Source organism: Pseudothauera rhizosphaerae, assembly GCF_004801305.1.
GTDB lineage: Bacteria > Pseudomonadota > Gammaproteobacteria > Burkholderiales > Rhodocyclaceae > Pseudothauera > Pseudothauera rhizosphaerae.
Genome location: NZ_SSOD01000003.1, coordinates 198836 through 213196 on the forward strand (window position 1 = coordinate 198836; position 14361 = coordinate 213196).

Consider the following 14361-nt stretch of genomic DNA (forward strand, 5'->3'; position numbering starts at 1 on the left):
TTGCGCAGGGGGGGATGGAGATACCGGGACGGGGGTATTTTGATTACCGGCTTCCGGTACTCCACCGGGCCGGCGTGACATATTCACGCCGGCCCGGAAACGCGACGCCCGGCGCGGGGCCGGGCGTCGTGCTGGGCGGATGCTGCGGAAGGGCTCAGCCCTGGTCCGGATTGCCCAGCGCCGTGGTGTTGAAACCGCCGTCCACGTACATGATCTCGCCGGTGACGCCGCTGGCTAGGTCGGAGCACATGAAGGCCGCGGCGTTGCCGACTTCCTCGATGGTGACGTTGCGGCGCAGCGGGGCGTTGTGCTCGTTGAAGGCCAGCAGCTTGCCGAAGCTGCCGATGCCCGAGGCGGCCAGGGTCTTGATCGGGCCGGCGGAGATCGCGTTCACGCGGGTGCCTTCCGGCCCCAGGCAGACCGCGAGGTAGCGCACCGAGGCTTCCAGGCTGGCCTTGGCCAGGCCCATGATGTTGTAGTTGGGCATGGTGCGCACCGCGCCCAGGTAGGTCAGCGTCAGCAGCGCGCCGTTGCGGCCCTTCATCAGCGGCCGTGCGGCCTTGGCCAGCGCCGGGAAGCTGTAGGCCGACACGTCCTGCGAAACGCGGAAGGCCTCGCGCGAGAATCCGTCGAGAAAGTCGCCTTCCAGCGCGTCCGTGGGTGCGTAGGCGATGGAGTGGACCAGGCCGTCCAGGCCGTCCCACTTCTGACCGAGTTGCTCGAACAGTGCGGTGATCTCGGCGTCGTTCTGGACGTCGCAGGGAAGGATCAGTTCGCTGCCGAAGTCGGCCGCCATCTTCGCCACCCGTTCCAGGAAGCGCTCATTCTGATACGTGAAGGCCAGCTCGGCACCTTCACGGTGCATGGCCTTGGCAATGCCGTATGCAATCGAACGATTGCTCAGCAGTCCGGTGATCAGGATGCGTTTGCCAGCAAGAAAGCCCATTGTTCGATGTTCTCCGTTGGTTCAAGCGGCGGATTATAGCCGATGCGGCAGCAGGGAAATGGTTCGCTTTCTACATATTGCCAACGCCTTGGCGGCCGCCCTTGCACGGCGTGCGACGGGCGGCGCACGCCGGCCGTTCAGACGATAGAATCGCGCCATGATCCGCCGCCTGGGCACTTTCCTGCTCGTCGCCTTCCTGACCGCCTGCGGCGGTGCGTGGAACGACCCGTACCCCGCCGCCGAGCGCGGGCGCAACATCCTGTACACCGCCTTCACCGAGCGCCCCAAGCACCTGGACCCGGTGCAGTCCTACAGCGAGGACGAGGCGGTCTTCCTGTACCAGATCGTCGAACCGCCGCTGGAATACCACTACCTGCGGCGGCCCTACCAGTTGCGCTCCGGTTCCGCCGAACTGCCGACCGTGCGCCGCTACGACGCCGAGGGCCGGTTGCTGGCGGACGACGCGCCGGCCGAGCGGGTGGCGACCAGCGTGTACGAAATCCGCGTCCTGCCCGGCATCCTCTACCAGCCCCATCCGGCCTTCGCCCGCCGCCCGGACGGCTCGCCGCGCTACCTGGACCTGCGCCCCGCGGATCTCGCCGCCGTGCGCGGGGTGGGCGACTTCGCCGAGACCGGCACGCGGGAACTGGAAGCGGCGGACTTCGTGTACCAGATCAAGCGCCTGGCGCACCCGCGCCTGCATTCGCCCATCTTCGAACTGATCGCCGAATACCTGCCCGGCCTCAAGGCCCTGCAGACGCAACTGGCGGAAGCGGCGAAGCAGGAGCCGGGCTGGCTGGACCTCACCCGCTTCGAACTGCCCGGCGTGGAGGTGGTGGACCGCCACACTTACCGTATCACCCTGCAGGGCAGCTACCCCCAGTTCATCTACTGGCTCACCATGCCCTTCTTCTCCCCGGTGCCGCCGGAAGCCGACCGCTTCTTCGGCCAGCCCGGCATGGCCGAGCGCAACCTGACCCTGGACTGGTGGCCGGTGGGCACCGGCCCCTACATGCTGGTGGAGAACAATCCCAACGCCCGCATGGTGCTGGCAAGGAACCCCCACTACCGGGGCGACGCCTACCCCTGCGACGGCGAGCCGGGCGATGCCGAGGCCGGCCTGCTGGCCGACTGCGGCAAGGCGCTGCCCTTCATCGAAAGGGTAGTGTTCACCCGCGAGCGGGAGGGCATCCCGTACTGGAACAAGTTCCTGCAGGGCTATTACGACGCCTCCGGGGTGTCCTCGGACAACTTCGACCAGGCCGTGAGCCTGACCAGCCAGGGCGAGGTGACCCTCTCCGACGACATGACCGAGCGCGGCATCCGGCTCCTCACCTCGGTGTCCCCGTCCATCTTCTACCTGGGCTTCAACATGCTCGACCCGCTGGTGGGCGGCGACACGGCGGAAGGAAAGGAAAAGGCGCGCAAGCTGCGGCAGGCCATCTCCATCGCGCTCGACATGGAGGAATTCGTCTCCATCTTCCTCAACGGCCGCGGCGTGACGGCCATGCATCCGATCCCGCCCGGCCTGTTCGGCGCGCGGGAAGGGGAGGCGGGCATCAACCCGGTGGTGTACGAATGGCGCGACGGCCGTCCCGCGCGGCGCGGCAAGGACGTCGCCCGGCGGCTCCTGGCCGAGGCCGGCTGGCCCAACGGGCGCAATGCCCAGACCGGCGAGGCGCTGATCATCAACCTGGACACCACGCCCGGCGGACTGGGCGACAAGGCGCGCTCGGACTGGCTCGCCAAGCAGTTCCGCGACCTGGGCGTGCAGTTCGTCGTGCGCGCCACGGACTGGAACCGCTTCCAGGAGAAGATGCGTACCGGCAACGCGCAGCTCTTCTTCATGGGCTGGAACGCGGACTACCCGGACCCGGAGAACCTGCTCTTCCTGCTCCACGGCGCCCAGGGCAAGGTGAAATATTCGGGGCAGAACGCCGCCAACTACCACAACGACGAGTACGACCGCCTCTTCGAGCAGATGAAGACCATGCCCGACGGACCCGCACGCCAAGCCATCATCGACCGCATGGTGGCCATCCTGCAGCACGACGCGCCGTGGGCCTTCGGCTTCCACCCCAAGGCCTATTCGCTGCAGCACGGCTGGGTGTACAACCGCAAGCCGGGCGTCATCGTGCGCGGCACGCTCAAGTACCAGCGCGTGGACGTGGCCGCCCGCGAAGCCGCCCGCGCGGCGTGGAACCGCCCGGTGCTGTGGCCCATCGCCGTGGTGCTCGCGCTGCTGGCGGCCATGGTGGCACCGGCCGTGGCGCACTGGCGCCGGCACGAGCGCGCCACGGCCGCGGAGGTGCAGCGATGAACGGAACGATTCGTCCGTGCGGTGGGAGCGGGCTTGCCCGCGATTGCGGCGTTCGTTTTCCCGCAGGCGGCCATCGCGGGCAAGCCCGCTCCTACCGGGAAGCGCCGGTGCGGCCTGGACAGCCCGGCAGGTACTGACATGTTCGCCTACGTCGTCCGCCGCCTGATCTACGCCGTGCCCATCCTGATCGGCGTGAACCTGCTCACCTTCCTGCTCTTCTTCGTGGTCAATTCCCCCGACGACATGGCACGCATGCACCTGGGCGCGCGCCACGCCAGCGCGGAGGGCATCGAGCGCTGGAAGGTGGAGCGCGGCTACGACAAACCCACCTTCTGGAACGCGGAGGCCGACGGGGCGGGGCGGCTCACGGACACCATCTTCTTCGACAAGTCCCTGCGCATGTTCGCCTTCGACTTCGGCAGCGCCGACGACGGGCGCGACATCGGCCGCGAGATCCGCGACCGCATGGGGCCGTCGCTGGCCATCGCCGTGCCCACCTTCATTCTCGGCCTGTTCGCCGCCGTCTCCTTCGCCCTGCTGCTGGTGTTCTTCCGCGCCACCTACCTGGATTTCTGGGGCGTGGTGGCCTGCGTGGCGATGATGTCCATATCGAGTCTGTTCTACATCATCGGCGGGCAGTGGCTGGTGTCCAAGATCTGGGCGCTGGTGCCCATCTCCGGCTACGCGCCGGGGCTGGACGCGGCGCGCTTCCTGGTGCTGCCGGTGCTGATCAGCGTGATCGCCGGGGTGGGCTCCAGCGTGCGCTGGTACCGCACCATCTTCCTGGAGGAAATCTCCCGCGACTACGTGCGCACGGCCCGCGCCAAGGGCCTGTCGGAACTGGTGGTGCTGTTCCGCCACGTGCTCAAGAACGCCATGATCCCCATCCTCACCGGCGTCGTGGTGGTGATCCCGATGCTCTTCATGGGCAGCCTGCTGGTGGAATCCTTCTTCGGCGTGCCGGGGCTGGGCAGCTACACCATAGACGCCATCAGCGCCCAGGACTTCGCCGTGGTGCGGGCCATGGTGTTCATCGGCTCGGTGCTCTACATCGTCGGGCTCATCCTCACCGACCTGTCCTACACCCTGGTGGATCCCAGGGTGCGGCTGGAATAGATGATGGACTTCCAGCCTGTGCTGCTGTGGACCGACCTGCTGTTCTTCCTGCTGCTCGCTGCGGGCGTGGCCACCGTGCTGCATGTGCGCCGCAGCGTGCCCTTGCGGGCAGCCTGGCGCAAGGTCGGCCGGCGGCCGGTGGGCATGGCTTCGGCCACCGTGCTGGCGGTCTTCCTGCTCGTCGGCGTGGCCGACAGCCTGCACTTCCGCCCCCAGTTGCCACCGGTGGAAGGCGCGTCGGCCGACGCCGCAGCCGTGTATTCGTCCGAGGTGCTGTCCGTGCTGGACGTGGTGCTGGAACCCCTGCGCACGCGCACCGAGAAGACCTATTCGGCCCCGTTCGCGGATCGCCTCTACGTGCGGGAAACCGCGGAACTGCCCGAGGGCGGGCAGGCGCGCATCCATCCGCGCCTGGAATACGGCGCCGCCCATCTGGCCGACCCGGAGGCCGAGCGGACGGCGGACGTGGCCCGCCGCCTGGCGGGCGGGATGCTGGCCGCCGCCGTGCTGTGGCTGCTGCCCGTCCTGCTCACGGCGGCCGGCGTGGCGCGCAAGGCCGGCATTCCCTTCACCGCGGGCCTGCGGCGGCTCGCCCAAGGCGACACCGCACTGGCCTGGCGCGCGGTGCTCGCCGCGCTGGCGGTGATCCTGCTGCTGGCCTGCATCGCTGCGGTGCTCGCACCCTGGTATCACGTCTTCGGCACCGACAAGGTGGGGCAGGACGTGTTCTACCAGGCCCTGAAGAGCGTGCGCACGGCGCTGGTGATCGGCACGCTGACCACGCTGGTCATGCTGCCCTTCGCGGTGGCGCTGGGCGTGCTGGCGGGCTATCTGGGCGGCTGGGTGGACGACGTCATCCAGTACCTCTACACCGTGCTCAGCGCCATCCCCGGCGTGCTGCTGATCGCCGCCGCGGTGCTGATGATGCAGGTGGTCATCGACACCCACCCGCAGTGGTTCGCCACCGCCGCGGAACGGGCCGATGCGCGCCTGCTCGCCCTGTGCCTGATCCTGGGCATCACGAGCTGGACCGGCCTGTGCCGCCTGCTGCGGGGCGAGACGCTCAAATTGCGCGAGCTGGAATACGTGCAGGCCGCCCGCGCCTTCGGCGTGCGCACCCCGTCCATCCTGCGCCGCCACGTGCTGCCCAACGTCATGCACATCGTGCTGATCGCGCTGGTGATGGACTTCTCCGGCCTGGTGCTCGCCGAAGCCGTGCTGTCCTACATCGGCATCGGCGTGGACCCCACCATGACCAGCTTCGGCACCATGATCAACATGGCGCGCGCCGAACTCGCCCGCGAGCCCATGGTGTGGTGGTCCCTGGCCGCAGCGTTCTGCTTCATGTTCGTGCTGGTGCTGGCCGCCAACCTGTTCGCCGACGCCGTGCGCGACGCCTTCGACCCCCGGCGCGGGTAACTCTTGTTTCGGCGGCATCCGGCCGGACCGGATTGTCCGGGCGGGATCGTCTGGCTTATGATGAGAATAATTCTCAAACTCATCATGGTCCGCGCCAGCGTCCGACCGCCCAACGACAGGAGCCCGCCGTGTCGGCCGCCGAATCCGCAATGCAGCAGGAAATCGAATCCCTCTATAGTGACCATCATGGTTGGCTGCAAGGCTGGCTGCGGCGCAAGCTGGGCAACGCCAGCGATGCCGCCGACCTGGCCCACGACACCTTCCTGCGCATCCTCGCCGGCCGCCATGCCGCCGACATCCTCGAACCGCGCAAGTACCTGGTGACCATCGCCAACGGGCTGGTCATCGACCGCTTCCGCCGCCAGGCCATCGAAAGCGCCTACCTCGAAACGCTCGCCGCCCGCCCCGAGCCGCTGGCCGTCTCGCCGGAAACCCGCGCGCTGATCCTCGAAACCCTGTTCGCCATCGATCGCATGCTCGACGAACTCGGCCCGCGCAGCCGCGAGATCTTCCTGCTCGCCCAGTTCGAGGGGCTGGGTTACGCGCAGATCGGCGAACGCCTGGGGGTCTCCGTCACCACCGTCAAGAAGCATCTCGTGCGTGCCCTGGCGAGATGCCTGGCGCTGGCGGCCGACTGACGCGATGGCCGCGCTGGCCGCGGGCACCGACCTGCCCGCCGACGTTCTCGAAGCCGCCGCCCACTGGTACGTCCAGCTCAACGACCGCGACGCTGGCGCGGACGTCCGGCAGGCCTGGCAAGCCTGGCTGGCCGCCGACGCCCGCCACCGCCGCGCCTGGGAACGCATGCAGGCGCTGGAGCGGCGCCTGGGCGGCCTGCCGCGGGACATCGTCGTCCCCACCCTGAACGGCGCCCGGGCCGGCCGGCGCCGCACCGTCAAGCTGCTCGCCCTGCTGCTCGCCGGCGGTGCCGCCGGCCTCGCCGCGCGGCAGAGCACGCCCTGGCAGCTTGCCACCGCCGACCACCGGACCGGCACCGGCGAGCATCGCCGGATCGAACTTGCCGACGGCGGCACCCTCGACCTCGGCACCGCCTCCGCGGTCGACATCGACTACGGCCCCGGCCTGCGCCTGCTGCGCCTGCATGCCGGCGAAATCCTGGTGCGGACGGCCAGCGACCCGCGCCCCTTCGAGGTACGCACCGGGCAAGGCCGCATCCGCGCCCTCGGCACCCGCTTCAGCGTGCGCAGCGACGGCGACGGGCGCACGCGGGTGGCGGTCTTCGAGCACGCCGTCGAAATCCGGCCGGCCCATGCGGACGGGCCGCCGCTGCGCCTCGAAGCCGGACAGCGGGCGGACTTCTCGGCGCAGGCGGCCGACGCGCCGCGTCCCGTCGATGCCGGCCAGGCCGCCTGGGCGGAGGGCAAGCTGGTCGCCATCGACCAGCGCCTGGAGGACTTCCTCGCCGAACTCGCCCGCTACCGGCCGGGCATCCTCGGCTGCGACCCGGCCATTGCCGACCTGCGCCTGTCCGGCGCCTTCCGCCTCGCCGACACCGACGCCGTGCTGGACAATCTGGCCGCCTCGCTGCCGGTCAGGGTGCGCTACCGGACGCGCTATTGGGTGCGGATCGAGGCGCGGTAATTTTTTCATCAGGGGGTTGCTCTTTTCCCGGCCTGAACGGCCAACCAGATAGGCGCAGAAAAACTGCACATCCGGTAACCCGTCAGGAAAGGAACCCTCTTCATGCCGCACCGCCGCCTCACCCGCCTCCGCCCGCTCCCCCGAGCGCTGCGCGCTGCCCTGCTGGGCATCACCCTCGCCGGCCCCGCCACCGGCCTTGTCGCCGGCCTGACCGTCGCGCCGGCCGCCCACGCGCAGGATGCCAGCCGCAACTACAGCATCCCCGCCGGCCCGCTGGGGACCGTGCTCAGCACCTTCGCCGCCGCCGCCGACATCACCCTTTCCTTCGAAGCCGACCAGACCCGCGGCCTGCAGTCGCCAGGGCTGAACGGCCGGTACGGCGTCGCGGACGGCCTCGCCCGCCTGCTGGAAGGCAGCGGGCTGGAAGCAGTGCATCGCGGCAGCGGGAATTACGTGCTGCAGAAGACGCCGCCGGTGGTGAAGAGCGGGGCCGAGGCCGTCCTGCCGGCGGTGAACGTGACGGCCGAAAGCGAACGCAGCGCGACGACCGAGGGCACCGGCTCCTACGCCGCCAGCGGTTCCACGCTGTTCAAGGGCGCGCAATCCCTGAAAGAGATTCCCCAATCCGTCACCATCGTTACCCGCCAGCAGATGGACGATCAGGGACTGGATACGCTGGAAGAAGTGCTCAGCAACACCACCGGCATCACCCTGCGCACACGCCCGGACAACTGGACCGAGATCTATTCCCGCGGCTTCGTGACGACCAACATTCAATACGACGGCATTCCATTGGTGCGGGGCTCCGCTTCCGGCAACGCTTCCAGCATCAGTGCCGCCTACCTCGACCGGGTCGAGGTGCTGCGCGGTGCGCAAGGTTTGCTGGAAGGCGCGGGGAACCCTGGCGGCGCCATCAACGTGGTGCGCAAACGCGGCTTGGCCGACACCGCCTTCCAGGTCGAAGGACGTATCGGCTCGTGGGACAAATATGGCGTGCGTCTTGACGCGGGCGGCGCGCTGAATGCGGACAAGACCCTGCGCGCCCGGGCCGTGCTGGATTACGAGGACAAGGATTCCTTCGTCGATACGCTTTCCGGGCGCAATCTCAATGTCTATGGCGCGCTGGATTTCGATCTGACGCCGGACACCACCCTCGGCCTGGGCATCGCGCACGCATACTCGAAAGGCAGCCTTTCTTCCTACTATGGCGTGCCGCGCTACGCGGACGGCCGGGAACTGGACATCTCGCGCTCGACCTACGTGGGGGCCAAATGGAACGACGCAGAGCGGCGCGAAACCCAGGTCTTCGTCGATCTGGAGCACCGTTTCAGCCCGGACTGGAAACTGAAGATCACCGGCGCGCATATCGAGGAGGATTGGGACTCCGCGACTTCCGCAGGCATGGGACTGGTTCCCGTGGGTGGCAGCAGCATGCCCTATGGCGTGGGCTATGACTATGGCTACGGCGCCAAGAGCGCCGGACTGGATGCCAGCCTGAGCGGAAAATTCTCCTTCCTGGGCGTGCAGCATGAAACGCTGCTGGGCGGCAGCTATGCCAGGCAAGAACGTGACGACGGCTACCTGCAATACTGGAACCACGCGGCCTATGGCGACGTATTCAACGTCGACCACGACGTGCCACGGCTGGGGACGACCGCGCCGACAGGCATCTGGAATGGAACCAGCGATACTCGCCAGAAAGGGCTGTATGGCATGTTGCGCAGCCACCTGACCGATGCACTGACCCTGGTATTGGGCGCGCGCGCCAGTTGGTATGAGTATGAGAGCAACGGCAAGACGACCATGAAGGAAACCGGCGAAACGACGCCCTATGCCGGCTTGGTCTATGCACTGACGCCCCAGTGGTCGGCCTATGCCAGCTATGCCGACATTTTCCAGCCGCAAACCGCTACCGATGCCAACCGCCGGGTGCTGGAACCCATCGTCGGCGCCAATTACGAAGTCGGCGTCAAGGGGGAACTCTTCGACGGCGCCCTGAACGCCTCGCTGGCGATTTTCCGGATCGATCAGGAAAACCGGGCGGTCACCGATCTCGTTTCGCCGCCGGTTTGCGGCGATTCGGGTACGAACCGCTGCTCGCGAGCCGCCGGCAAGGTGCGCAGCGAAGGCGTCGAACTGGAGGCCCACGGCAAACTGGCCGCTGGCTGGCAGGTCACTGGGGGCTATACCTACAACCGAAACGAATACCTGAACGACAATGTCGCAACCAACGTCGGCAAACCGTTCGAATACGTGACACCCAAGCATATGCTGCGGCTATGGTCGGACTATCGGTTGCCCGGCGAACTGAACCAGTGGCGGGTGGGGGTCGGGGTCAACTACCGCAGCGAGCAGAAGTCCAACAACCCCGCCATGCAGAAGAACCCCATCCAGGGTGCCTATGCCGTGTGGAATGCCAGAGTGGCCTACCAGATCGACAAGACCTGGCAAGCCGCGCTGAACATCGACAACGTGTTCGACAAGCGCTACTTCTCTTACGTCGAAGACTATTGGCACTGGTACAACTACTTTGGCGCCCCGCGCAATTTCACGCTGACCGTGCGCGGCAGTTTCTGAACGCACGGCTCCCTGCTTTGTCGGTAATTGGCGCTGTCATGGCGAACAGCGCCAATTCTCTTTCCCCACCAACAACACACTGCATCTTCCTTTCATGGCCCAACCCAAATCCTCTGCCCGCTGGTGGTTCCTCGCCCATAGCTGGCTGGCGCTGCCCATCTGGGTGTTCCTGTTCTTCGTCTGTCTCACCGGCAGCATCGCCACGGTCAGCCAGGAGATCGTCTGGCTGGCCGATCCCAAGGTGCGCGCCAATCCGCCTTCCGGCGATGCGCAGATGCTGGGCTACGACGAGATCGTCGCCGTCATCGCCCGCGAGCATCCGGACGCGGCCATACAGAGCATCTCCCGCCCGGTGAAATCCATGTTCGCCTGGACCGTGCGCGCCAGCTACCCGGATACCCGCACGGTCAACCATTACGTCAATCCCTACACCGGCCGCATCCAGGGCAGCGAGCCGGACGGCTTTTCCTTCCGCCAGTTCATCCGGGGCCTGCACGGCTGGCTGCTGATGCCGTTCGACGAGGGCTTCAACCTGGCCTGGTATGCCGTTTCCGTGCTGGCCCTGCCGCTGCTCGGTTCGCTGATCACCGGGCTGGTGGTCTACAAGCGCTTCTGGCGCGGCTTCCTGCATCCCCGGCTGCGCTTCGACCGCGGCAGCCGGGTGTTCTGGGGCGACCTGCACCGGCTGGCCGGCATCTGGTCGATTCCCTTCATCCTGATCATGGCGGTGACCGGGCTGTGGTTCCTGATCCTGGCCATTCTCACCGATACCCATACCGAACTCCCTTCCACCGCCCCCGACCTGCCGGTGCTGGTGGCCCGCGACGACATTCCCGTGGTGGCGGCCGGCCAGCCGGCGCCGCGCATCGGCCTGAACCAGGCCGCGGCCTTGATGCGGGCGCATTTCCCCGACGTCGAGCCGGCTTCGCTCAGCCTGGGCAGCCATGCCTTCAGCCCCATCACCGTCCGGGGGCAGGGCGCGGCCTGGCCCTTGCTGAGCGAATTCGCCCAGATCAACCCGTATACGGCCAAGGTGGAGCACGTCCGCCGCATCGCCGACCGTTCCGGGCTGGAATTGTTCACCGGCTCCATGCGGCCGCTGCACACCGGCGATTTCGCCGGACTGTGGCTGAAGCTGGTCTATTTCGTCTTCGGCCTGCTGCTCACCCTGATGGTCGCCTCCGGCCTGCTGATCTGGACGAAGCGCACCGTGAAGGCAACGGCGGCGGTGCTGAAGGGCGCCAAGGGCGGGGAGGACGAGGCCATCGACGCGCCGCTGCCCGCCTCCCTCGCACCGCCGGAGAGCGGCGCGGCGGCCGGCCTGGCCCGCCAATGGAAGCGCTGGCGCTTCCACCTGAGCGCCGTGCTGCTGGCGCTGCCGCTGGTCTATCTGCCGCAGTACCTGGAAGACCGCAAGCCGGCCCGGCTGTTCGGGCTGGGAGAGCGGGAAGTCGGGCAGTTCATGGTCGGCACCTGGCCGGTGAAGCTGGGTGAATGGCGTACCGAAGCGCCCAAGCTGCACGATGGCGAATACGAGAAATCCTTCACCCTGGCCTTGTGCCAAGACTGCATCGCTCAGGTGAAGGCCGCCTATCTGCGCATCGGCAAGCCGCGCGGCGACGTCCGCACCTCGGGCGTGCTGTTCTCCGGCAGCCCCTACCGGATGTCGGCGGATCTGCGCGTGCCGGAAAACCTCCAGCCGGAGGTCGAACTGTGGCTGACGCTGGAAGGCTGGGACGGCACCGTGCATCGCCAGGCCATTCCGCTGGCCGACGCCTCGCCCGCCACCGTGAAATGGGCACAGGAAAGGAGCCAATGACATGAACGCCATCCCTTATGCGCTGGCCGCCGGCCTGCTGCTCGCTGCCGCGCCGGCGCTGGCCCACCACCCCTTCGGCGAATGCGCCCACCTGAACCCGGAAACCGTCCGCTGCAGCGGCGGCTTCGACGAGAAACCCATCCCCGGCCTGCGCATCGACGTGCTGGACGGGGACGACAACATATTGATCGGCGGACGACTGGATGCGCAGGCATCCTTCACCTTCGAAAGACCGGCCGTGCCTTTTTACGTGCTTATCGACGCTGGGCCGGGACATGTCGTGGAGATCGACGGCGAAGAGGTGAAGTGAGGAAAGAGGAGCCTTGCTTCGCGGTGTAGCGTTCGGCCCGTTTCGTCCCTCATTTCATCTCCCGTTGACGGCGGATGGGCTCTGCAACTGGGGCACGGCGGTACTCAGCCATGCGTCCGCATGGGGGCCAGCCCGCGATGTGGCGTCCGGGAATCCCGACAGATGCCCCACCTGACCGCAGTCAAGTCCGGCGCCCGGCGCACTATAGTATCCTCCGGCCCTCGATTCCCTCCTCAGGACCGACAGACCCGATGAAAGTGTTCGGCATCGCCGGCTGGTCCGGCTCCGGCAAGACCACGCTGGTGGAAAAGCTGATCCCCGAGTTCACCCGCCGCGGGCTCACCGTGTCGGTGATCAAACACGCGCACCACGGTTTCGACCTGGACAAGCCCGGCAAGGACTCCTGGCGCCACCGGGAGGCGGGCGCCACCCAGGTGCTGATGCTGTCCAACGAACGCTGGGTGCTGATGCACGAACTGCGCGGCAGCCCCGAGCCCACGCTGGAAGAGCAGTTGCGCGTGCTCGAACCCACCGATCTGGTGCTGATCGAAGGCTACAAGGCCGCGTCGGTACCCAAGATCGAGATTCACCGCCCGGCCCACGGCAAGCCGCCCCTGTGGCCGGAGAACGAACACGTGGTGGCGGTGGCGAGCGACGCCGAACTCGCCGCCTGCCCGCTGCCGCTGCTGCCGCTCAACGATGCGGTGGCGGTGGCCGACTTCATCCTGAATCATCCGGAGCATCCATGAGCGACAAGCTGCTTTCCTTCGACGAGGCGTTGGCGCAACTGCTGGCGGAGGCGCGCCCGGTGCGCGAGGTGGACCAGGTGGACACCCTGGTCGCCGCCGGCCGTGTGCTTGCCAGCGCCCAGCATTCGACGATGGACCTGCCGCCCATGGACAACTCCGCCATGGACGGCTACGCCCTGCGCGCGGCCGACGTGCCGGCGCCCGGCGTGCGGCTGCCCGTATCCCAGCGCATTCCCGCCGGCAGCGTGGGGCGCGAACTGCAGCCGGGTACCGCGGCGCGCATCTTCACCGGCGCGCCGCTGCCGCCGGGGGCGGACGCGGTGGTGATGCAGGAGCTGTGCGAGCACGTGGGCGACGAGGTCGTCATCAACCATCAGCCGCGTCCCGGCGAGAACGTGCGCAGGGCCGGCGAGGACATCGCCCGCGGCCGCCAGGTGCTGCCCGCCGGCATCCGCCTGCGCCCGCAGGAACTGGCCCTGGCCGCCTCGGTGGGGCTGGCGCAACTGCCGGTGTACCGCCGCCTGCGCGTGGCGGTGTTCTCCACCGGCAGCGAACTGGCGATGCCGGGCGAGGCGCTGCCGCCGGGCGGCATCTACAATTCCAACCGCTTCCTGCTGCGGGCGCTGCTGTCCGGGCTGGGCTGCGAATTCACCGACCTGGGCATCGTGCCGGACAATCTGGACGCCACCCGCCAGGCGCTGCGGGAGGCATCCGAAGGCCACGACCTGATCCTGACCAGCGGCGGCGTGTCGGTGGGGGAGGAAGACCACGTGAAGCCCGCGGTGGAGGCCGAAGGCAGCCTGTCCCTGTGGAAAGTCGCCATGAAGCCGGGCAAGCCGCTTGCCTGCGGCCGCGTGCATGGCGCGGCCTTCATCGGCCTGCCAGGCAATCCGGTGTCGAGCTTCGTCTGTTTCCTGCTGCTGGTGCGGCCCTTCATCCTGGCTTCCCAGGGCGTGGCCGACGTGGCGCCCCAGAGCGTGCGTCTGCGCGCGGATTTCGACTGGCCGCGCGCAGACCGCCGCCGCGAGTTCCTGCGCGCACGCATGACCGAATCCGGCGGCGTGGAACTGTTCGCCAACCAGGGCGCGGCGGCGCTGCAATCGACCGCCTGGGCCAACGGCCTGGTGGACATCCCCGCCGGCCAGGTGGTAGCGCACGGCGACGCGGTGCGTTTCCTGCCGTTCGGCGACTTGCTATCCTGACAAGGAAACGCGACACCATTCGATGACCGTGACCCCGGACTCATGAAAGAACTGAACATCCTTTACTTCGCCAGCCTGCGCGAAGCGGTCGGCCGCCCCGGCGAGCGCCTGCCGCTGCCCGAAGGCGTGACCACGCTGGGCGCGCTGCGCGAACACCTCGCCGCCCGCGGCGAGGGTTGGAGCGCGCTGGGCGCGGGGCGCAACGTGCGTGCCGCGGTGAACCAGCGCATGGCGGGTTTCGACGCGCCGCTGGCGGAGGGTGACGAGGTCGCCTTCTTCCCGCCGGTGACCGGAGGCTGAA

At 68.0% G+C, this 14361-nt stretch carries 12 protein-coding genes; 11 read left to right on the top strand and 1 reads right to left on the bottom strand.

What is annotated here, in order from left to right:
* Positions 1 to 154: 154 nt before the first annotated feature.
* Entirely contained in the window at positions 155 to 946 is a 792-nt protein-coding gene (gene fabI / locus E6O51_RS04785; RefSeq protein ID WP_136383832.1) for an enoyl-ACP reductase FabI, read from the bottom strand.
* A gap of 157 nt (positions 947 to 1103) precedes the next feature.
* Here fabI and E6O51_RS04790 point away from each other — a divergent pair, with 157 nt between their 5' ends.
* The 11 genes from E6O51_RS04790 to moaD all read left to right on the top strand — a co-directional run bounded on the left by E6O51_RS04790 (position 1104) and on the right by moaD (position 14360).
* On the top strand, positions 1104 to 3266 hold the full coding sequence (locus E6O51_RS04790) for an ABC transporter substrate-binding protein (protein ID WP_136383833.1): 2163 nt from the start codon (positions 1104 to 1106) through the stop codon (positions 3264 to 3266).
* Positions 3267 to 3404: 138 nt separating this feature from the next.
* Positions 3405 to 4382 (top strand): ABC transporter permease, encoded by a 978-nt coding sequence (locus tag E6O51_RS04795; protein ID WP_136383834.1) that lies wholly within the window; start codon positions 3405 to 3407, stop codon positions 4380 to 4382.
* A 3-nt stretch (positions 4383 to 4385) separates the two neighbouring features.
* Positions 4386 to 5801, top strand: coding sequence for an ABC transporter permease (locus E6O51_RS04800; protein WP_136383835.1), 1416 nt, complete (start codon positions 4386 to 4388; stop codon positions 5799 to 5801).
* A 128-nt stretch (positions 5802 to 5929) separates the two neighbouring features.
* Positions 5930 to 6439: a sigma-70 family RNA polymerase sigma factor gene (locus tag E6O51_RS04805; protein ID WP_330997908.1), complete on the top strand. Its 510-nt coding sequence runs from the start codon at positions 5930 to 5932 to the stop codon at positions 6437 to 6439.
* Entirely contained in the window at positions 6402 to 7403 is a 1002-nt protein-coding gene (locus E6O51_RS04810) for a FecR domain-containing protein (RefSeq protein ID WP_230976700.1), read from the top strand. The genes E6O51_RS04805 and E6O51_RS04810 overlap by 38 nt, the downstream gene beginning before the upstream one ends.
* Positions 7404 to 7505: 102 nt before the next feature.
* Complete coding sequence (locus tag E6O51_RS04815) at positions 7506 to 9980, top strand: TonB-dependent siderophore receptor (RefSeq protein ID WP_136383836.1); 2475 nt, start codon at positions 7506 to 7508, stop codon at positions 9978 to 9980.
* A gap of 94 nt (positions 9981 to 10074) precedes the next feature.
* Positions 10075 to 11799 carry a PepSY-associated TM helix domain-containing protein gene (locus tag E6O51_RS04820; RefSeq protein ID WP_136383837.1) on the top strand — a complete coding sequence of 575 codons (1725 nt, stop codon included), beginning with the start codon at positions 10075 to 10077 and terminating at the stop codon, positions 11797 to 11799.
* A gap of 1 nt (position 11800) precedes the next feature.
* Positions 11801 to 12109 (top strand): hypothetical protein, encoded by a 309-nt coding sequence (locus E6O51_RS04825; protein WP_136383838.1) that lies wholly within the window; start codon positions 11801 to 11803, stop codon positions 12107 to 12109.
* A gap of 251 nt (positions 12110 to 12360) precedes the next feature.
* Positions 12361 to 12858, top strand: coding sequence for a molybdopterin-guanine dinucleotide biosynthesis protein B (gene mobB / locus E6O51_RS04830; protein WP_230976701.1), 498 nt, complete (start codon positions 12361 to 12363; stop codon positions 12856 to 12858).
* Positions 12855 to 14060, top strand: coding sequence for a molybdopterin molybdotransferase MoeA (locus E6O51_RS04835; RefSeq protein ID WP_136383840.1), 1206 nt, complete (start codon positions 12855 to 12857; stop codon positions 14058 to 14060). Before mobB ends, E6O51_RS04835 begins: the two co-directional genes overlap by 4 nt.
* A gap of 42 nt (positions 14061 to 14102) precedes the next feature.
* Positions 14103 to 14360, top strand: coding sequence for a molybdopterin converting factor subunit 1 (gene moaD / locus E6O51_RS04840; RefSeq protein ID WP_136383841.1), 258 nt, complete (start codon positions 14103 to 14105; stop codon positions 14358 to 14360).
* Position 14361: the final 1 nt, after the last annotated feature.

Excerpts from the sequence above, each read along its gene's own strand:
- fabI (WP_136383832.1), bottom strand. The coding sequence starts at position 946 with ATGGGCTTTCTTGCTGGCAAACGCATCCTGATCACCGGACTGCTGAGC.
- E6O51_RS04790 (WP_136383833.1), top strand. The coding sequence starts at position 1,104 with ATGATCCGCCGCCTGGGCACTTTCCTGCTCGTCGCCTTCCTGACCGCC.
- E6O51_RS04795 (WP_136383834.1), top strand. The coding sequence starts at position 3,405 with ATGTTCGCCTACGTCGTCCGCCGCCTGATCTACGCCGTGCCCATCCTG.
- E6O51_RS04800 (WP_136383835.1), top strand. The coding sequence starts at position 4,386 with ATGGACTTCCAGCCTGTGCTGCTGTGGACCGACCTGCTGTTCTTCCTG.
- E6O51_RS04815 (WP_136383836.1), top strand. The coding sequence starts at position 7,506 with ATGCCGCACCGCCGCCTCACCCGCCTCCGCCCGCTCCCCCGAGCGCTG.
- E6O51_RS04820 (WP_136383837.1), top strand. The coding sequence starts at position 10,075 with ATGGCCCAACCCAAATCCTCTGCCCGCTGGTGGTTCCTCGCCCATAGC.
- E6O51_RS04825 (WP_136383838.1), top strand. The coding sequence starts at position 11,801 with ATGAACGCCATCCCTTATGCGCTGGCCGCCGGCCTGCTGCTCGCTGCC.
- mobB (WP_230976701.1), top strand. The coding sequence starts at position 12,361 with ATGAAAGTGTTCGGCATCGCCGGCTGGTCCGGCTCCGGCAAGACCACG.
- E6O51_RS04835 (WP_136383840.1), top strand. The coding sequence starts at position 12,855 with ATGAGCGACAAGCTGCTTTCCTTCGACGAGGCGTTGGCGCAACTGCTG.
- moaD (WP_136383841.1), top strand. The coding sequence starts at position 14,103 with ATGAAAGAACTGAACATCCTTTACTTCGCCAGCCTGCGCGAAGCGGTC.